Source organism: Pseudomonas frederiksbergensis, assembly GCF_003732275.1.
In the GTDB taxonomy this organism is placed as follows: Bacteria; Pseudomonadota; Gammaproteobacteria; order Pseudomonadales; family Pseudomonadaceae; genus Aquipseudomonas; species Aquipseudomonas frederiksbergensis_H.
In genome coordinates, this window is sequence record NZ_MOBM01000017.1 from 78,763 (window position 1) to 97,230 (window position 18,468).

The window sequence follows — 18,468 nt, forward strand, 5'->3', positions numbered from 1 at the left end:
GTCTTTAACCGCGACTGCGGGCTGCTGTAACGCTCCAAACCGGAGTTGCTGAAATTTTAAGGAGGAGGGGCATGACCGAGGTGCGATTGAAGAGCGATCAAACAAAAAACATGGCGTACTTAACGACGCCCACCGTTGCCGCTAGTCCTGGGGTCGCAAGGCCTCAACTCGGGATTTTCCTATGCCTGCTTTCAATGCTTATCTTTGCGAGCCAGGACGGAATAACCAAGGTGCTTGTCAAAGACTTCCCGGTTGCCCAACTGGTCATGGTGCGATATTGGGTGTTTGTCGTTTTTGCCTTCGGATATGCCGCCTACCAAGGTAGGGTCAAGGAGTCTTTATGCAGTAAACACCCTTGGCTCCAAATCATTCGAGCACTGTTAGCCGTTGGTGAGATAGTACTGTTTGCAGTCGGGTTACGATATTTAGGTTTGGCTGAAATGCACGCTCTCTATGCGGTATTCCCTCTGATGACTTTGGCATTGGCGGGGGGCCTGCTAGGAGAGTTTGTCGGGCTACGACGTTGGATCGCTGCTGCCATAGGGTTCACCGGCACGCTGATCATCCTCCGACCAGGCGCGGGCGTCTTTGAACTGGCAGCCGTGATTCCCTTGCTGTCTGCTTTAGGGTTCGCATTCTTCAATGTACTGACGCGTCGGATTAGCCAGCACGATTCCTTTGCGACGAACATGCTTTTTATGGCAAGTGTGGGTGCCCTGACGATCACATTTGTGGGGCTGCCCGCATGGGTTTCTCCGACTCCAGTCCAGGGCTTCTTGATGGGGATCCTGTCATTGACGGGAGTAGTCGCTCAGATTCTCCTCATTCAAGCACTGAAGTACGCGACCGCGTCTACCCTGCAGCCTTTCAACTATGCGCTTCTGGTGTTCGCCACTTTGATTGGTGTGATCGTTTTTGCCGAGCGCCCTGATATCTGGGTGGTTGTCGGCGCAGCGTTGGTGATTATCGGGGGGCTGTATGCGATTAAAGCAAAGGTGTGACGTGCCTGAATGTATGAAGTAATCAATGTGTGGTTGGTTTCCTGGATGAGCACGGCCATAAAAAAGGGCAGCTCAAAGCTGCCCTTTTCCCAACCTGCTCCTTAGGCGGCGCTAAACAGCTTGTGCGGATCCATGACGAATTTCTTTGGCACCCCGGCATCGAACTCGTGGTAACCGCGCGGCGCGTCGTCCAGGCTGATCACCTGCACGCCGACGACCTCGGCAATGTTGATCCGGTCCCACATGATCGCCTGCATCAGCTGACGGTTGTACTTCATCGTCGGGGTTTGGCCGGTGTGGAAGCTGTGGGACTTGGCCCAGCCGAGGCCAAAACGGATGTTCAGGCTGCCATGCTTGGCGGCTTTGTTGACCGCACCCGGGTCTTCGGTGACATACAGACCGGGGATACCGATATTGCCGGCGACCCGCACCACCCCCATCAACGCGTTGAGCACATCGGCCGGGGCCTCGTGCTGCGCGCCGTCATGGCCGTGGCCACGGGCTTCGAAGCCGACCGCATCGACCGCACAATCGACTTCTGGCTCACCGAGCAGGTTGGCGATTTGCTCGTGCAGCGGAGTGTCCTGGGTCAGGTCGGCGATCTCGAAGCCCTGGGCCTTGGCATGCGCCAGACGCAGCGGATTGACGTCGCCGACTATCACCACCGCCGCACCAAGCAGACGGGCGGAGGCGGCAGCAGCCAGTCCGACTGGACCGGCACCGGCGATATACACCGTGCTGCCAGGGCCGACACCGGCGGTCACCGCGCCGTGGTAGCCGGTCGGCAGGATATCGGAAAGGCAGGTCAGGTCTCGGATTTTCTCCATCGCTTTGTCGCGGTCGGGCAGCTTCAGCAGGTTGAAGTCGGCATACGGCACCAGCACGTATTCGGCCTGGCCGCCAACCCAGTCGCCCATGTCCACATAGCCATAGGCACCGCCGGGGCGCGCCGGGTTGACCGTCAGGCAGACGCCGGTGTGCTGTTCCTTGCAACTGCGACAACGGCCGCAGGCGACGTTGAACGGCACCGAGACCAGGTCACCGATCTGCACGTTTTCCACGTCACGGCCCTTTTCGATCACCTCACCAGTAATCTCATGGCCAAGCACCAGCCCGACCTGGGCCGTGGTCCGACCACGCACCATATGCTGGTCGGAGCCGCAGATATTGGTCGAAACCACGCGCAGGATCACGCCATGGTCAATGCGCTTGCCGCGCGGGTCTTCCATTTTCGGATAGGGGATGGTCTGCACCTCGACCTTGCCTGCGCCGAGATACACGACACCACGATTACCAGACATGCTTTCACCTCGCTTTTGTTGTTGTGAGAACACGGCCCTTGTACTGCGAAGGGTCGCGCGGCCTTACAGTGCGGCGGTAATGTCTTGCGTTTGCGCGTGAATGCAGATTGGTTGGAAGTCACCTTCCAACGACGCGTGATTAGCAGTCATCGTACGATCCTACGCTTGGTATCAGCACCCTGCGAGGGCATTTAGCACCCAATTACCACCTGGTTCCAGCCATGCTCCGAACAATCACCTATCGTCCACGACTGGCACTCGGGCAGGTAATCCAGGAGAGGCTGCTTATGCTGCGGCCAAAGCTGGGATGGTAGGTATGAGCATGAGCCTGGCCCTTGAGGTCGCGCGATCTCAATGCGGCTAGTGCATTCCTTTGAAATGTGTGGAGAAGCAGGCATGCTCAGGCTGCGAAGTCAATAAAATGTACTTAGGTGTACATTTGATGTGGCATCAGAGTACATTCGCGTTACGCATTTTTGTAGAAGGTAAGCGCGATGTCCCAGTTAGGGAAGGCACGTGGTAAGGCCCAGGATGCAGGTTGGCGCGGCTCCCCGGAGGGTTGGCTCGAAGCTGCCTACGAAGCCTTGAAGGAGTCGGGCATCGATGCCGTTCGGGTCATGCCGCTGGCCAAGCGCCTGGGCTTGTCACGAACCAGCTTCTACTGGTTTTTTGAGGATCGTGAACAGTTGCTCGCCGCCTTGCTTTCACGCTGGCGGGAGACCAATACGGGGGGCTTGATCAGGCAAAGTGAAAGCTATGCGGAAAGTATCTCCGAGGCGATCCTGAATGTGTTCGAGTGCTGGCTCAACCCGCAACTGTTCGACTCGCAATTCGAGTTCGCAGTGCGCAGCTGGGCGCTTCAGTCAGCTGAAGTTGCTCAAGAGGTCGCTACCGTAGACGAGCAGCGCATGAATGCCCTGGCGAGCATGTTCAAGCGCTTCGGCTATGACAGCCAGGGCGCTGATGCGCGAGCTAGAACGATTTATTTGACCCAGATCGGCTATATCACCATGAACACGACTGAGTTGATCACTGTGCGCTTCCAACGCATTCCTCATTACGTGAGCATCTTCACCGGGAAAGTACCCAAACAGCGCGAGCTGGATCGTTTTTACGGGAAATTCGGCTACGCCGAAAAAGAGCCTGGTGTTTTCGTGCCCTTGACCGATACCTTCGAGGAGACATCTGCAGATGCTCAATGAGACGCTGGGCATTATTGGAGGAACGGGGTGGTTGGGCGCAGCGATCGCCAAGGCAGTGCTGGCAAAGGCATTGGTACCGACGGGCAATCTGATCATTTCCAACCGCTCGGGCAGCCATCCATTGGCACAGCAAGGCGCTTGCCTGGTGGCTGATAACCAGGACCTGGTGGATCGCAGCGAGGTAGTGATCATCGCGGTTCGACCCGAGCATTTCGCCAGCCTGAACATCAACGCGACGGGCAAAACAGTCATTTCACTGATGGCCGGGATTACAGCGCAGGCGATTGCTGCGCAGACCTCGGCTTCGGCGGTCGTGCGGGCGATGCCCAACGCGGCGGTAGAAATCGGGCAGTCTTTTACACCTTGGTATTGCTTCGCAGAGGTAGAGGCCGCGACGAAGGATCTCGTGCAGCATCTTTTCGAATGTGTGGGTACCGCTGCTGAGGTTCAGCAAGAGGATTTCATCGATTACCTCTCGGCACTCTCGGGTACCGGCCCGGCCTTTCCTGCGTTATTGATGACGGCGCTGGCCAATCAGGCGATGGTTGCCGGCATACCCACTGATATTGCACAGCTCGCCGCTAAAAATGTCGTTGTAAACAGCAGCCAGCTGTTGGCCAACCACGATGCTCAACAGATGATCGATGCCTTGGTTGCCTACCGCGGAGTGACGGCTGCGGCTTTGCAAACGATGACGCAAGGTCATTTCGAAGAACAAATTGGCAGGGCGTTGCAAGCCGGTGCTGCCGTTGCCCGCAGAGGGCTTAAAGCCTGATAAACCGAAGCCCCTTCATAGAGGCTCCGGTAAGTGTGGTTTACTCTGCCTTGAAGCAGTAAACGGCCAGCTTGTTACCGTCCAGATCCCGGGCGTAAGCAGCGTAGGCATTTTCAGCCCAGCCACGTGAGCCTGGCAGGCCTTCGCAAACGCCACCGTTTGCCAATGCAGCTATATGGAAGGCATGGACTGCAGCGCGGTTTGGTGCTTCGAAGCTGACGGTGACACCGTTGCCGACGGTGGCCGGATTTCCGTTAGCCGGCTTGAGTACGAAGAACGAAGGCTTATCGATGCCCCAGATAGATCCGGCCTCGTCGAGATCGGCAACGCGGTTCAGGCCAATCTCCTTCAAAACAACATCATAGAATGCGCGTGCTTTTTGCAGATCTTTGGTGCCGACGGTTACATGAGTAAAAACAGACATCTTTGTTTCCTTTCTGTTGGTGGTGATTGGACTGTCGACGGATCGGAGACCCGTCGGATATCAGAAATGAATGACGGTGCGAATGCTTTGCCCGGTGTGCATCAACTCAAATGCCTCGTTGATCTCTTCCAGGGGCATGTTGTGGGTGATGAAGGTTTCCAGTGGGATTTCCCCGCGGCCGGCCTTCTCCACATAACTGGGAAGCTCCGTGCGGCCCTTGACGCCGCCGAAGGCGCTGCCACGCCATACGCGACCAGTGACGAGCTGGAAGGGGCGAGTGCTGATTTCCTGGCCTGCGCCGGCAACACCGATGATGATCGACTCGCCCCAACCCTTGTGACAGCACTCCAGTGCCGCTCGCATCAACTGCACATTGCCGACGCACTCGAACGAGTAATCGACGCCGCCGTCGGTAAGTTCGACGATGACGTCCTGGATAGGCTTGTCAAAGTCCTTGGGGTTGATGAAGTCCGTCGCGCCCAATGACAAGGCAACATCGCGCTTGGCTGGATTGATATCGATGGCGATGATGCGACCGGCGTTGGCCATTTTTGCGCCGATGATCGCTGCGAGACCGATACCCCCCAGCCCAAAAATCGCGACGCTAGCGCCAGCCCCCACCTTGGCGGTGTTGAGTACGGCGCCAATGCCCGTAGTCACCCCGCAGCCGAGCAGGCAAACCTGATCCAGCGGAGCCTCCTTTGGAATCTTCGCCAGGGAAATTTCAGGCAGCACGGTGTATTCGGAAAAAGTCGAGCAACCCATGTAGTGGAACAGTGGCTTGCCTTCGTAGGAAAAACGAGAGGTGCCGTCGGGCATCAGGCCTTTGCCCTGGGTCGCCCTGATGGCCTGGCAGAGGTTGGTCTTCCCAGAGAGGCAGAATTTGCACTGCCGACATTCCGCGGTATAGAGCGGAATCACATGGTCGCCGACTTGCAGCGAAGTCACGCCTTCGCCGATTGCTTCGACAACACCACCGCCTTCGTGCCCCAGCACGGTGGGGAAAATACCTTCGGGATCGCTTCCCGAAAGGGTGAAGGCGTCGGTGTGGCAGACGCCAGTGGCGACGATGCGAACCCGTACTTCGCCAGCCTTGGGAGGCGCAACGTCAATGGTGACCAACTGCAGCGGTTCATTGGGAGCGAACGCGACAGCAGCCCTGGATTTCAAGGTCTGTGCTGACATGGGAGGGCCTCGTGCAAAGTATGAAAATTGCCCCTGATGTTTGAGATCAGGGGCATGACTTCAAATGTCTTTCAACAGCCGCAGCGCATCGTAGATGGCGGCGTGGGTATTGCGCGCCGAAACCGCATCGCCGATCCGGAATAGCTGGAAATGGCCTTTAGGGTTGGTCACGATGTTCTGGGTTTTGCCGGCGATCAGATTGTGCTGCTCGACTGCGCCGTCATTGCTCGAATGGGGTCGCAGATCGAAGTACAAATCGTCCAGGGGAAGGGTGCCGTGGTTGATCACCACCTGATCGACCACCCGCTGTTTATGCACCTGGCCATAATCGCTACCGAAGTTGGCAACCAATTGCCCGTCGCGCTTCTCTACGGAGTCGACCCGATACGTGACCGTAAAGGTAACGTCCAGGTCCTGCAGGCTGCGCATGTAAGGCACCAGGTTCATCGCCATCACTTCCGGCGAGAACGACCGGTCGGGTGTGACGATCTCCAGTTTTGCACCGCTGTTGGCAATGACCTCCGCGGCCTGTAGCGCCGCGTGGTCGCCCGCGTCGTCGAAGATCAGCACGTTCTTGCCGGGCTTGACGTCGCCGGAAATGATGTCCCAGGTGGACACCACCAATTCATTGCCGTGTTTGAGCACCTCGGTATGCGGCAAGCCGCCCGTGGCAACAATCACCACATCCGGCTCTTCAGCCAGCACCGTCTCGGCCTCGGCCCAGGTATTGAAGTGGAACTTCACGCCCAGGCGTTCGCATTGCACCATGCGCCAGTCGATGATGCCGATCATCTCGCGGCGGCGTTCGCTGAGAGCAGTCAATCGAATCTGCCCGCCGGGCTGGTCGGCGACTTCGAACACCGTGACGTCGTGGCCACGTTCACCGGCGACCCGCGCTGCCTCCAGACCCGCGGGGCCAGTACCGATCACCACCACCTTGCGCTTGGTCGGCGCCTTGGGAATTTCGTGGGGCATGGTGGTTTCACGCCCGGTTGCGGCGTTGTGGATGCAATACGCGGCACCGCCCTGATAAATACGGTCCAGGCAATAGTTGGCCCCTACGCAGGGGCGAATTTCTTCTTCGCGCTTTTCGATGATCTTGCGCACGATGTGCGGATCGGTCATGTGCGCTCGGGTCATGCCGATCATGTCTACCTTGCCGGAGGCAATGGCGTGTCGAGCCGTGGCGACATCCGGGATCTTGGCTGCATGGAAAGTAGGGAAGCCGGTGGCCGAGCGGATCTCGCCGGCAAAATCCAGGTGCGGAGAGTTGCGCATGCCCTGGATCGGAATCACATCGGTCAGGCCGGCATCGGTATCAATGTGCCCGCGAACGACGTTGAGGAAGTCGACCAGGCCGCTGTCCTTGAGCATGTGAGAAATCTGCATGCCGTCCTTCGCACCGAAGCCACCGGGCAGGTCTTCATCCCCGGTGTAGCGGACCCCGAGCAGGAAGTCTTCGCCGCAGCGTTGGCGGATACCGCGCAGGACGTCAAAGGTGAAGCGCAGTCGGTTTTCCAGCGAGCCGCCGTACGGGCCGTCGAGGTCGTTGGTCAATGGCGACCAGAACTGATCCATGAGGTGACCGTAAGCCTGCAACTCCAGACCATCGAGGCCCGCCGCCTTCATGCGTTCGGCGGCATCCACGTAGTCCTTGATGATTCGATCGATGTCCCAGTCTTCCATCTTTTTCGGAAAGGCCCGGTGGGACGCTTCACGGCGATGAGAAGGCGATACGACCGGGAGCCAGTCAGCCTTGTCCCAGCGCGTGCGCCTTCCAAGGTGGGTCAACTGAATCATCACCGCCGCGCCGTGTTCGTGGCATTCGTCGGTCAAATCCTTCATCCATTTGACCACCTCATCCTTATACGCCAGCACGTTGTTGAACACCGGCGGGCTGTCGCGGGAAACAGCGGCGGAGCCTGCGGTCATGGTCAGCGCCACGCCGGCCTTCGCGCGTTCAACGTGATAAGCCCGGTACAGATCCTTCGGCATGCCGTCGACAGGATACGCGGGCTCATGGGAGGTGGTCATGATCCGGTTTTTGAGGGTCAGGTGCTTGATCTTATAGGGCTGCAGCAGGGGATCGCTGGACATGGTGTTGCGCTCCGGGAACAGAACATCTGGCTTGGTTTGACATGACGGTATGTCGAATGTTCATGTGTGTCAATGATTGAGACACAGGTGTACATTTTTCTTGCGCGGTGGAAAAGCCAGGATTAACATCCATTCGAAACAGGGGTGATCGGGCCGGTCATCCCAGGCACCGATCCATGAATGCGAGGGGACTATGAAAGTGCTCGTTGCGGTAAAGCGCGCCATCGACCCGAATGTAAAAGTTCGGGTGAAAGCTGATGGTTCAGACGTTGAGCTCAATGGCGTAAAGATGGCCTTGAACCCTTTCTGCGAGATCGCAGTGGAAGAGGCGATTCGCCTTAAGGAGAAGGGCTTGGCTACAGAGGTGTTGGTGGTCTCCGTAGGCACCTCTGCTGCGCAGGAGCAATTGCGCACGGCGTTGGCACTCGGCGCGGATCGGGCAGTCCTGGTCGAAACAGGCGCGCTACTCGAGCCGCTCAATGTGGCCAAATACCTGAGCAAAGTGATCGATAACGAGAAGCCGCAACTGATCCTTTTTGGCAAACAGGCGATCGATCAGGAGAACAACCAGGTTGGGCAAATGGTTGCGCAGTTGATAGGCAGTGGTCAGGCCACCTACGCGTCAGCCATCAACTATGTCGATGAGCAATGGGTCGTCGAACGCGAGGTCGATGGCGGTAGTCAGACTGTGGCTCTTTCAGCGCCAGCGGTTGTCACCTGCGATCTGCGCCTGAATGAACCACGTTATGCCTCGTTGCCGAACATCATGAAAGCCAAGAAAAAACCGCTTGAAGTCATTGCCGCTGACACCTTGGGCGCGAGCGTGAAGGCGCACGCTCGATTGTTAGGGGTGGCACCACCTCCGGTGCGCAAAGCAGGTATCAAAGTCGGTTCGGTATCTGAACTGGTGGAAAAACTGAGAAACGTTTCGGGGGTGATTTGATGCGCACGTTGGTTATCGCCGAGCATTCGGCCGGTCAACTTACGGCCGGTACCTTGAGTGCCATTACCGCCGCCATGGAGCTGGGTGCTGAAGCGGATCTGCTAGTGATCGGCGGGCCAGAGGCGCCAGCCGTTGCGGAACAAGCTGCGCTTATCAAGGGACTGCAGCGGATACTGCTCGCTCAGGATGCGATGTTCGAAAAGACATTGGCTGAACATATCCAACCACTGATCACGTCACTGGTAGCTAACGGTTATACCCACGTACTCGCCGATGCGAGCAGCATGGGCCGTAATGTGCTGCCGCGGGTAGCGGCCAGCCTGGATGTTGGCATGCTTTCGGATGTCACAAAGGTTGAGTCGGCAGACACTTTCCAACGACCTGTTTATGCCGGAAATGCGATCGCCACCGTACAGTCACTTGATCCGGTTAAGTTGCTCACCCTCCGTGCCTCGGCTTTTGCCCAAGCCTCCTCACATCAGAATCGCTGCGATGTCGTGGCGGTTAATGGAGGGCAGAGCGCAAGCAATGTTCGCTTTGTAAGCGACCAGTTAACCGTTCGCGAAAGGCCAGACCTGTCGAGCGCTCGCGTCGTCGTTTCCGGCGGTCGGGGAATGCAGAGCAAAGAAAATTTTGCGTTGATCGAGCGTGTCGCAGACAAGCTCGGTGGTGCCGTAGGTGCATCGCGCGCCGCAGTGGATTCCGGTTTTGCCCCCAACGATCTGCAGGTCGGGCAGACGGGCAAGATCGTAGCGCCGGATCTGTATATCGCCGCCGGCATCAGCGGCGCCATTCAACACCTGGCGGGTATGAGTGGCTCAAAGGTCATCGTCGCGATCAACCAGGACGCTGAGGCGCCGATCGCACAAGTTGCAGATTACATGCTGGTTGCGGACTTGTTTGAGGCATTGCCGGCGCTCGAAAAAGCATTGTGAGTGAGCTGATCATTCCATTACAGAACGATGTGAGAAATACAGTACGCGGAGATGCACATGATTACGTTATCCAGTAAAACTTGTATCGGCTGGCTTGCAGGCTTGGTTATGGCATCCTGCAGCCTGATTGCCCAAGCCGAGGAACCCGCGCCTATCCGTATCGGTTGGGTGAATTGGTCGGATACGGAAATCGCTGTAAAGCTGGCAGACACGGCACTGCGAGACCACCTGAAGCAACCGGTTAAATTGGTGCTGGCCGATATCGGTATTCAGTTCCAGGCGCTGGCTAACGGTAATATCGACCTGATTCCGATGGTTTGGCTGCCGAGCACTCACAAGTCCTTTTATGACAAATACCGCGACAAGCTCGAAGACTTGGGTGTGCTGTATGAAGGTCGGATTGGCATGGCGGTGCCTACTTCCATTCCTGCCAGTGAAGTCGCCAGTGTCGAAGACCTTAACAAACCAGAGGTAAGGGAAAAGCTCGGCGGCAAGATCCTGACTTCCGAAGTGGGTAATGGTCAGTACAAACTTACGGAAAAGGCCATCAAAGAATATCGTCTCGATGGCTATAAGATGGTCGCTTCTTCAGAATCCGGAATGTTGAGCGAGTTGGACCGTAATCTGAAGCGTGACAAGTGGTCTTTGATTAACGCATGGAGCCCGCATTGGATGTTCTCCAAGTGGTCACTGCGTTATCTGGATGATCCGAAGCAAATTTTCGGTGGCGCTGAGCAAATCCACGCGGTTGCACGCAAAGGCTTTAGCGCGGAGCACCCCGATGTTGCTCGATTCTTCGCCAACTTCAAAATTCCTAAAGCTGACCTTGAAAAATTGATGGCTACTGCGCGTGATAGCTCGGCAGACCAGGCAGTTGCAGAATACTACGCAGCCAACAAGCCCCGCTTTGCAGCCATGTTTTACGGCACAACCGCTGCAGCAACGGCGGGCCAGTAACGACTGCCGCTTTCCTGTAACTATTTTGCAGTTTTGGTGTCCTTGACAGTGAGTGAAGGGGCCGGCTGTATCGAATGGGTGAAATATGTCGGTGACAACGCTAGGTATAAAGTTGGATGGGAGAACTCGTGCCAGGCTTAAGGCAGTCTCAGCAAAGTTGGATCGCACATCCCAACAACATCACCTTGCGGCTTTATAGCGTCTTTTGAATCGAAAGAGTATGGCTCAGTGAGGTTAAAGAGGGCTTCGCCGTCTTTCTGAATCCGCTGCCTAAATGTAATTTTTAAAAGGAGAGTCTACGTGACAGCGTTATCTGATATTCGTTTGGCTAGCAAGCAAACAGCTTTTACTGAAATTCCAATCATAGATGTGTCGCCACTTATCAACGGTAATAATCCACTGCAGGTGGCAAGCCAAATAGGTGATGCCTGTGAAAAGGTGGGTTTTTTTTATATTAAAAATCATGGTGTTGAGCAGCAGTTGATAGATGACATGTACGCGCTGAGCAAGGATTTTTTCAAGCTTCCATATGAGGAGAAAAACGAACTTAATGTCGTAAACTCCGGGCTGACGCTACGCGGCTATATACCGATGTATGCGGAAAACGTAGACCCTGCTAACACCCGCGACTTTAAAGAGTGCTTTGATTACGGAGCTCATTACGATGAGGCTTCTCCATTTTTTGGCCCTAATCAAATGCCTTCCGCACTGCCACAATTCGAGAGGGTTGCCGACGCTTATCATTGCGCTGTATTGGCGCTCGCGAGAATGCTCATCGGCGGGATTGCGCTGAGTTTAGGTTTGCCACAAGATTACTTTGAAAATCTTCAGCGTAAGCCCATCACTATTCAGCGAATTTTGCGTTACCCGCCCCAGATTGGTAGGGTTTCCCAAGAGGAGATTGGTATTGGGGCTCACACGGACTACGGTTTCTTGACTGTCCTGTCCCAAGATGCAGTTGGCGGTTTGCAAGTTATGAATCGTGCAGGGGAGTGGGTTACCGCACCACCGGTTGAAGGCACGTTTATCGTCAATATTGGTGATTTAGTTCAAACCCTAACCAATGATCGCTACACATCGACAATGCATCGCGTCATAAATACTAGCGGCCTGGAACGTTATTCCATACCGTTCTTTATTGATTTGGATTTCGATGCAGTTGTTGAGCCTGTGTCAACCTGCGTGAGTGAGACTTTGCCTGCGAAGTATGAAGCGTACACGTGTGGCAAACACAAATTTAAGCGATTTGTTGATAGCTATGCGCACCTGAAAGAAATCTCGAAGGCATGATCGTTCTTCTGGCTACGCAGATGCTAATTGGAGGTCAAAGTCGCCAGCCTGCGAACGAATGCTCCACCGGAACCACAAGAAACGCCTTGGCGTGTCTTGTGGTTTTTTTCAAGCGATATTTACCGATGTAACGGGCTCCCGCGAGATTGCGCGTGCAGCCAGGAAGGCAAGAACAGCTGCGAATCGCCTCAGCTACTTTTTCCCTTGGCACCGCTCCGTTATCGGCCAGCGCTTTCAAGGCCGCCAACACAATGAAGTGGCGATCCACTTCGAAAAACCGCGCAGCGATTCTCGGGTATCCGACTGGCCGAAACCGTCGGTGCCTAATGCCACGAAGCGTCGCTTGGGCACGAACGGGCGGATCTGGTCGGCGAATATCTTCATGTAATCAATCGCTACCACCACCGAGCCCTGTTCATTGATTTCGGTTTGACGTCACCTTTCCAACGAAGCGGGCACGTTGAGACTATGCTCATCGCTACTGCAAGCAATGTATTGGATTCAATTGTCGGCCGCCAAGGAAAGGAGTCTGTATGTGTTTAGTTCTTCATGCCCGGTTCTATTATTGGAATGGCCCCTCCCGGGATCCGGTCAGTGCTACAACCCTGCGCGCCTCATCTGTTTCGCCCGCGATATTGGCATTGGCATGACCGTCGAAGGCGTGGAAACCCAAGAGCAACAAACCTCACTGATCTCCGCCGGCTTGCCGATGAATGCTCAGGGCTACTGTTTCAAAGCGGTTAGCGGCCAGCACGTGGCACAACTCTTGATGGTGATGGCCGGCAGCATCGTGCCGCCTCCCCCCACTGACGCCGCAACTCTAGCGATCGAAGACTCGCGCCGTCCGGTGAAGGTCGCGAGATGACCCCATCGTCAGTTGTGACTAACCGGCGCATCCTGATTATTGACGACACGCCTTCGATCCATGAGGACTTTTTCAGGATCCTCAGCCCCGACTCCGCGAGTGTGTTGTCTCTGGCCTGTTCCGAAGAGGCGTTGTTTGGCACCGCGCAGCCCGCGCGGCCGACCTTCAGCCTCGACTCGGCATACCAGGGCCAGGAGGCCCTGAAGCTGGTCGAACGGGCCTTGGCCGAAGGCCAGCCTTACGCCATGGCATTCACAGACATGCGTATGCCGCCCGGCTGGGACGGTCTGCAAACCATTGAGCAGCTGTGGAGAGTTGACCCGCACCTGCAGATCGCACTGTGCACCGCTTATTCCGACTACTCTTGGGAGACCATGGCGAAGCGTCTGGAACTCGATGATCAGTTGTTTATCCTGAAAAAGCCCTTCACTGCTCTAGAAATCCTCCAGATGGCCAATGCTTTGACTTGGAAATGGCAAATGGCTCGGAACGCGATGGCCAAAACGCTCAGCATTGAGCTCGGCAATGAGGCGCGCGCGCAGGAGTTACTGAGAATTTCCCACCTGCTCCAGTACGATTTACTGACCGAACTGCCCAATAGCACCGTACTCGGAGACCGTTTGACCCAGTCGATTTTGCTTTCCAAGCGCCACAACAAACAACTGGCGGTGATGTTTCTTGGACTCGATCGTTTCAAACGCATCAACAATGCCCTTGGCTACCCGATCGGCGATGAAATGCTCAAGTTGGTCGCTCAGTGCCTGGTCAATACCGTGCGGCAGTCGGATTCAGTGTTTCGCTATGGCTCCGATGAGTTCGTTCTTATCCTGGCGGATATTCTTCATCCCATGCAAACCAAAGGCATTGCGGAGAAAGTCTTGACCGCGTTGAGTGTTCCGCATCATATCGCCGGTCATGATCTGAGCGTGACCGCAAGTCTGGGCATCAGCATCTATCCCGACGATGGTGAAGAGGCCCTGGCGCTGCTAAAGAAGGCGGAAACCGCCATGCGCAGCGCCAAGGAGCGCGGCCCGAACGATTTCAGCTTTTTTATCGACGACATGAACCAGCGCGCCCGAGAACAACAATACATCGAGTCGGGTATTCGTCTGGCCCTGGAGCGCAAAGAGTTCGCGCTGCACTACCAACCGAAGCTGGACCTCGAAAGCGGCAAGATAGTCGGTGCCGAAGCCCTGATCCGCTGGCTCCATCCGCTGCGAGGCTGGGTCTTCCCCGCCGATTTCATTCCAGTCGCCGAGGACAGCGGCTTGATCGTTCCGCTGAGCAAGTGGGTGCTGCGCGAAGCCTGCCAGCAAGCCCGTACCTGGCAGGTGAGCGGCCTGCCGCCGATCTGTGTGTCGGTGAATATTTCGGTCATCGACTTTCGCCAGCGCGGCTTTCTCGAAGGTATTCAGCAGGTGCTGGAAGAGACTGGCCTGGAGCCCAGCCTACTTGAACTGGAAATCACCGAAAGCGTGCTCATGCAAAACATCGATTCGACCATCGCGATTCTGAAGACCATCAAGGAGATGGGGGTACGGTTGGCTATCGATGACTTTGGTACCGGTTATTCAAGCCTGAGCTATCTGCGGCACTTACCCATTGATGTATTGAAAATAGACCAGTCGTTTGTTCGCAACCTGAACACCGACAGCAATGATGCCGCCTTGGTCGACGCTATTATCAGCCTGGGTAAAAGTCTCAAATTGAACGTGATCGCCGAAGGCATAGAAACCAACGAACAGTTTGAGTTTTTGAAGGCTCACCAATGCGAGGAGGGCCAAGGCTACTATTTTAGCAAGGCAGTAGACGGCCCGGCGTTTGCCACACTACTGAAAATTAACAGAGTGAACGCTGCACCTGATGAGTAGTTCGAAACGAATCTTCAACGTTCCAGACTAACGAACGCAAAGTGCCGCAGGAATCACTGGGCGAGGGGGCTCATCTGATGAACGAACACGTCTTGACCTGAGCGATTTTCGCTGTCGGCAGGTGCAGGTGGAGTACTGGTGGTAAACCCCCAAGGACGATGGAGAACAGCATGAACACTAAACCGATCCACAAAATCTTGTGGCGCTTCGCCGGCTGCCTGACCGGGCTGGCGATGGTTGCCGCCAATCCAGCCCAAGCTGCCGACGGCGGTATCGCCGGCGGCCCTACCGCAAGCAATAGCATCGCCTTCAGCAACTCCTACGCAGGCAGCGATTTCCGCAAGGTGATGGTGCGGAACTGGCAGGAGATTGCGATCCAAGCGCAAAAGGATGGCTTGATCCGGGAGGCTCCGGTGGTCAGCGCCAATAACTCGGCGTCGGAACAAGCGGCCCAAATCCAGGACATGATCGTCAAGGGAGTCAACGCCATCGTCATCCTGGCCGCGTCCGACACGGCCCTCAACGGGGTGATCCGGGATGCCTGCAACGCCGGCATCGTGGTGGTCGTCATGGCCAGCCTGGTCACCGAACGCTGCGTCTATACTGTGGATTACAACTGGTCCGCCATGGGCCGCGTGGAAATGGACTATGTCGCCGAGCGCCTCAAGGGGAAAGGAACGCTGCTAGAGATCCGCGGCATTGCCGGCGATGCCACCGATCAAAACATCAGCGACGGCATTCGCAAGGCCGCCGGCGACTATCCGGGCCTGAGGTTCGCCAAGACCGTGTACGGGAACTGGACGGCTTCCGTCGCACGCAAGGAGGTGGCGCTGGCGCTGCCGTCGCTGCCCCGCATTGATGCCGTCGCTACTCAGGGGGGCGACGGTTATGGCGCGGCCATGGCGTTCAAGGCGGCGGGCCGCCCCTTGCCGATCATCGTGATGGGGAACCGTCAGGACGAACTCGCCCTGTGGAAACAGGAACGCGATGCCAATGGCTACGAGACCGTCTCTGTCTCCGCCTCCCCGAGCGTCTCCCAGGTGGGTTTCTGGGTGGCCCAGCAGATTCTGGCGGGCAAGCAGGTGCCGAAGTTCGTCGAGGTGCCGCTGGTACGCATCGATGCGAAAGACCTGGACGCCTGGCTCGCCACTATGCCGGTGGGCGGCGCCGCCAATCCTTTCTACAGCCAGGCTTCCGTTGCGGCGATGATCGACGCGGCCATCAACAATACGGCACCGCCAGCGTCTTTGCCGGAGGTTACGAAGCAGTAGCGGCGGGCGGGGAGGCGAGGCGCCATGTTGGCATTCAAACCAGCCAGGGACAGGCCCATTGCCGTCAGGATTGGCCTGGCGGTCGCCGCACTGGTGTTCCTGATGCTGGCGGTATCGCTAGTGAACCTCTACGGCTTGCGAGGCATGGTACGCGCGGTGGATTCCGCCAGCCATTCCGCGGAAATTCTGGCCTCGGTCAACGGGGCCACCGGGCGGGTGGAAAACTTCATCGCCACCCGCGACCAGGAAAGCCTGTTCCAGGCCGAAGGCATGGTGGCGACGGCTATCGCCGGCCTCACCGCCATTCCGGTGGCAGAGGCTGAATCGCTCAAGGGTAGTCTGGAGAGGCTCGCCGCGGCGATCGCCGTCTTGCGGGCGGCGACCCTGACCATGGATGGCGAAACGGAGAACATGACAGCCCACTACGGCCGGATGCGAGAGGCGACGATCCTCGTCGAACAGGGCATCGCCGATGGGCTGAAGGGGCTTGATTCCCGCACCGCTGACCACGAGGCGCGGGTGAGCAACATCGAAAGCGCCCATCGCATCCTGGATATCCTGCGCAACGGCGAACGGATCGTCACCGCCAATGTGGCCAAGATGCTGGTGACCGGTGATGGGGCTGCCGCCACCGCGGCGCGGAACGCCTGCGCGGCACTCCCTCCCGTGGTCGAGCAATTGCGCGAGGTGATGGGGGCGCCGCAGGAGGGAGAGACCCTGGACCAGTTGGCGACGGCGGTCGCTGCAGCCAGCCTGGCGGTCGAGCACCTTGGCGAGGCGCCCAAGCTCCGCGGAGGCGAGGCTTTGCGGCATCTCGCCGCCGTCGAGGATGTGGCCGAGCGCCTCGAGGCAATGCTGGGTGAAGTGGACGAGCACGTTGCCCATGACGCAAACGACATTCAGGCAGCAACCGGTTTGCTGCACAATGCAGCCGCGTTGTCCAAGCGTTTCGCCGAGCGCGTTGCCACCCTGGAGGCGCAGACCTTGTCGTTTCGCCTGTCACCGTCGGCCGAGGTCGCCGGCTCTGTCGGCGACATCCTGGACGAGCTCTCCCGTCTCTCGCGCGTTCTCCCCTCGTCCGTGGGGCAGCAAGCCAAGGCTACGCCCCTCACTGTCAACGATCAGATTGCCGGCTACCGGGCGGCATTCGCCAGGTTCCATCAGGCGAGCAGCTCTTTGAGCGGCGCGCGCGACCAAGTTCGCAACGAGGCACGGAACGCCGGCCTGTTGGTTGCGCGCTTCGCTGGCGAAGCGCGCTCCGACGCCTTGGTCCACAATGATCGCGGCATGCTTGCGACGGTGGTCGCGGGTACCGTCGCCATCCTGCTAGCCGGCGCCATCGCCTGGAGCACGTCGCGGTTTGTCGCGCAGCCCATCGTGGCCCTGGCCTCGGTCATGCGCCGGCTTGCGGCCGGCGACCTGAACGCCGAGATCGCCAGCGCCGGACGTGGCGACGAGATTGGGATCATGACCCGCGCCGTCCGGGTGTTCCAGGAGAATGCCCTGCGCATTCGGGTGCTGGAGGCCGAGGCCGAAGCCGAACGACAGCAAGTCCAGGCCTCTTTGGAGAGAATGGTCGCCGAACGGACCGACACGCTGCACCAGCAGACCGAGGTGCTGGAGGCGCAGGCCGTCGAACTCATTCAGGCGCGCAACCAGGCCGAGACGGCTAACCAGGCAAAGAGCGATTTCGTTGCCACGGTCAGCCACGAACTGCGCACTCCTCTGACCCTCATTCTCGCCCCCCTGGAGCAGCTCTCGGCGGCGACCACCCCGCCGGCGGACTGGCGTGTGCAAATCGACCGCGCCCAACGCAACGCGCTGCGCTTGATGAACCGGGTGAACGAAATCCTCGATTTCTCCAAGGCCGAAGCGGGCAAGTTTGAGTTGTGGCCGGCGCCAATTGACTTGAACAAGACGGTTGGTGTGCTGGCCGAGGATGCCGCCATGGTGGCCAAGGGCAAAGGCTGCACCTTAACCTGCAGCATCGATCCCGCGCTCGGCACGGTGTTTCTGGACCCCCGACACTTCGAGAAGATTCTTCTCAACCTGGTGAGCAATGCCATCAAGTTCACGCCCGCTGGCGGCACCGTGCACCTGGCAGTAACTCCGCTTGACGGCGAGCGATTTGAACTCGCGGTGCAAGACTCGGGCATTGGCATTGCGCCTGACAAACTGCCGCTGCTGTTCCAGCGTTTTTCCCAGATCGACAATTCCGCCACGCGTCACTACAGCGGCACAGGCATTGGTCTCGCCCTGGTCAAGGATCTGGCCGAACTGATGGGGGGCGAAGTCGGCGTCAACAGCGAGCCCGGACGGGGTTCGTGCTTCTTTGTTCGACTTCCGCTGGG

The 18,468-nt window shown here is 57.5% G+C and carries 14 protein-coding genes and 3 pseudogenes; 12 read left to right on the plus strand and 5 right to left on the minus strand.

The features are described from left to right. Window positions 1-71 precede the first annotated feature (71 nt). Window positions 72-1,001: a DMT family transporter gene (locus tag BK662_RS13610; RefSeq protein WP_259695915.1), complete on the plus strand. Its 930-nt coding sequence runs from the start codon at window positions 72-74 to the stop codon at window positions 999-1,001. A gap of 101 nt (window positions 1,002-1,102) precedes the next feature. Here the strand turns inward: BK662_RS13610 and fdhA are convergent, their stop codons facing one another. Then, window positions 1,103-2,302 carry a formaldehyde dehydrogenase, glutathione-independent gene (gene fdhA / locus BK662_RS13615; protein ID WP_019690396.1) on the minus strand — a complete coding sequence of 400 codons (1,200 nt, stop codon included), beginning with the start codon at window positions 2,300-2,302 and terminating at the stop codon, window positions 1,103-1,105. Window positions 2,303-2,537: 235 nt separating this feature from the next. Here fdhA and BK662_RS35295 point away from each other — a divergent pair. The 3 genes and pseudogenes from BK662_RS35295 to BK662_RS13630 all read left to right on the plus strand — a co-directional run. Then, a pseudogene (locus tag BK662_RS35295) lies at window positions 2,538-2,651 on the plus strand (short-chain dehydrogenase); the annotation flags it as partial. Between the two features lie 145 nt (window positions 2,652-2,796). After that, the gene (locus BK662_RS13625; protein WP_108217575.1) at window positions 2,797-3,504 is read left to right on the plus strand and encodes a TetR/AcrR family transcriptional regulator; all 708 of its coding nucleotides are present in this window, start codon (window positions 2,797-2,799) and stop codon (window positions 3,502-3,504) included. Beyond that, on the plus strand, window positions 3,494-4,279 hold the full coding sequence (locus tag BK662_RS13630; RefSeq protein ID WP_123358489.1) for a pyrroline-5-carboxylate reductase family protein: 786 nt from the start codon (window positions 3,494-3,496) through the stop codon (window positions 4,277-4,279). The genes BK662_RS13625 and BK662_RS13630 overlap by 11 nt, the downstream gene beginning before the upstream one ends. Before the next feature lie 40 nt (window positions 4,280-4,319). Here the strand turns inward: BK662_RS13630 and BK662_RS13635 are convergent, their stop codons facing one another. The 3 genes from BK662_RS13635 to BK662_RS13645 are packed head-to-tail and all read right to left on the minus strand — an operon-like array spanning window position 4,320 to window position 7,985. Beyond that, window positions 4,320-4,703 (minus strand): VOC family protein, encoded by a 384-nt coding sequence (locus BK662_RS13635; protein WP_123358490.1) that lies wholly within the window; start codon window positions 4,701-4,703, stop codon window positions 4,320-4,322. Window positions 4,704-4,763: 60 nt separating this feature from the next. Beyond that, entirely contained in the window at window positions 4,764-5,888 is a 1,125-nt protein-coding gene (locus BK662_RS13640) for an S-(hydroxymethyl)glutathione dehydrogenase/class III alcohol dehydrogenase (protein ID WP_123358491.1), read from the minus strand. 60 nt (window positions 5,889-5,948) lie between these two features. After that, complete coding sequence (locus tag BK662_RS13645; RefSeq protein ID WP_123358492.1) at window positions 5,949-7,985, minus strand: NADH:flavin oxidoreductase; 2,037 nt, start codon at window positions 7,983-7,985, stop codon at window positions 5,949-5,951. Between the two features lie 193 nt (window positions 7,986-8,178). Between BK662_RS13645 and BK662_RS13650 the strand changes: the two genes are divergently transcribed. The 4 genes from BK662_RS13650 to BK662_RS13665 all read left to right on the plus strand — a co-directional run bounded on the left by BK662_RS13650 (window position 8,179) and on the right by BK662_RS13665 (window position 12,110). After that, a complete protein-coding gene (locus BK662_RS13650) occupies window positions 8,179-8,928 on the plus strand; it encodes an electron transfer flavoprotein subunit beta/FixA family protein (RefSeq protein WP_123358493.1) in 750 nt (249 codons plus the stop codon). Continuing rightward, the gene (locus BK662_RS13655) at window positions 8,928-9,863 is read left to right on the plus strand and encodes an electron transfer flavoprotein subunit alpha/FixB family protein (protein WP_123358494.1); all 936 of its coding nucleotides are present in this window, start codon (window positions 8,928-8,930) and stop codon (window positions 9,861-9,863) included. The genes BK662_RS13650 and BK662_RS13655 overlap by 1 nt, the downstream gene beginning before the upstream one ends. A gap of 57 nt (window positions 9,864-9,920) precedes the next feature. Continuing rightward, window positions 9,921-10,820, plus strand: coding sequence for a glycine betaine ABC transporter substrate-binding protein (locus tag BK662_RS13660; RefSeq protein WP_123358495.1), 900 nt, complete (start codon window positions 9,921-9,923; stop codon window positions 10,818-10,820). 300 nt (window positions 10,821-11,120) lie between these two features. Next, window positions 11,121-12,110, plus strand: coding sequence for an isopenicillin N synthase family dioxygenase (locus BK662_RS13665; RefSeq protein WP_123358496.1), 990 nt, complete (start codon window positions 11,121-11,123; stop codon window positions 12,108-12,110). Between the two features lie 181 nt (window positions 12,111-12,291). Here the strand turns inward: BK662_RS13665 and BK662_RS13670 are convergent. Next, window positions 12,292-12,527: pseudogene (locus BK662_RS13670) on the minus strand (transketolase-like TK C-terminal-containing protein); the annotation flags it as partial. 229 nt (window positions 12,528-12,756) lie between these two features. Between BK662_RS13670 and BK662_RS13675 the strand changes: the two are divergent. From BK662_RS13675 to BK662_RS35820, 4 genes and pseudogenes are all read left to right on the plus strand, one after another. Then, complete coding sequence (locus BK662_RS13675) at window positions 12,757-12,975, plus strand: hypothetical protein (RefSeq protein ID WP_375538991.1); 219 nt, start codon at window positions 12,757-12,759, stop codon at window positions 12,973-12,975. Beyond that, window positions 12,972-14,846, plus strand: coding sequence for a GGDEF and EAL domain-containing protein (locus BK662_RS13680; RefSeq protein WP_123358497.1), 1,875 nt, complete (start codon window positions 12,972-12,974; stop codon window positions 14,844-14,846). The genes BK662_RS13675 and BK662_RS13680 overlap by 4 nt, the downstream gene beginning before the upstream one ends. 170 nt (window positions 14,847-15,016) lie before the next feature. After that, entirely contained in the window at window positions 15,017-16,117 is a 1,101-nt protein-coding gene (locus BK662_RS13685) for an ABC transporter substrate-binding protein (protein ID WP_123358498.1), read from the plus strand. 1,287 nt (window positions 16,118-17,404) lie between these two features. Beyond that, window positions 17,405-18,454, plus strand: a pseudogene (locus tag BK662_RS35820) (sensor histidine kinase); the annotation flags it as partial. Window positions 18,455-18,468 lie beyond the last annotated feature (14 nt).

What these genes read in the sequence shown, in the direction of transcription:
- BK662_RS13660 (WP_123358495.1), top strand. Translation starts at nt 9,921, where the DNA reads ATGATTACGTTATCCAGTAAAACTTGTATCGGCTGGCTTGCAGGCTTG.
- fdhA (WP_019690396.1), bottom strand. Translation starts at nt 2,302, where the DNA reads ATGTCTGGTAATCGTGGTGTCGTGTATCTCGGCGCAGGCAAGGTCGAG.
- BK662_RS13645 (WP_123358492.1), bottom strand. Translation starts at nt 7,985, where the DNA reads ATGTCCAGCGATCCCCTGCTGCAGCCCTATAAGATCAAGCACCTGACC.
- BK662_RS13610 (WP_259695915.1), top strand. Translation starts at nt 72, where the DNA reads ATGACCGAGGTGCGATTGAAGAGCGATCAAACAAAAAACATGGCGTAC.
- BK662_RS13635 (WP_123358490.1), bottom strand. Translation starts at nt 4,703, where the DNA reads ATGTCTGTTTTTACTCATGTAACCGTCGGCACCAAAGATCTGCAAAAA.
- BK662_RS13685 (WP_123358498.1), top strand. Translation starts at nt 15,017, where the DNA reads ATGAACACTAAACCGATCCACAAAATCTTGTGGCGCTTCGCCGGCTGC.
- BK662_RS13680 (WP_123358497.1), top strand. Translation starts at nt 12,972, where the DNA reads ATGACCCCATCGTCAGTTGTGACTAACCGGCGCATCCTGATTATTGAC.
- BK662_RS13625 (WP_108217575.1), top strand. Translation starts at nt 2,797, where the DNA reads ATGTCCCAGTTAGGGAAGGCACGTGGTAAGGCCCAGGATGCAGGTTGG.
- BK662_RS13655 (WP_123358494.1), top strand. Translation starts at nt 8,928, where the DNA reads ATGCGCACGTTGGTTATCGCCGAGCATTCGGCCGGTCAACTTACGGCC.
- BK662_RS13650 (WP_123358493.1), top strand. Translation starts at nt 8,179, where the DNA reads ATGAAAGTGCTCGTTGCGGTAAAGCGCGCCATCGACCCGAATGTAAAA.
- BK662_RS13630 (WP_123358489.1), top strand. Translation starts at nt 3,494, where the DNA reads ATGCTCAATGAGACGCTGGGCATTATTGGAGGAACGGGGTGGTTGGGC.
- BK662_RS13640 (WP_123358491.1), bottom strand. Translation starts at nt 5,888, where the DNA reads ATGTCAGCACAGACCTTGAAATCCAGGGCTGCTGTCGCGTTCGCTCCC.
- BK662_RS13675 (WP_375538991.1), top strand. Translation starts at nt 12,757, where the DNA reads ATGACCGTCGAAGGCGTGGAAACCCAAGAGCAACAAACCTCACTGATC.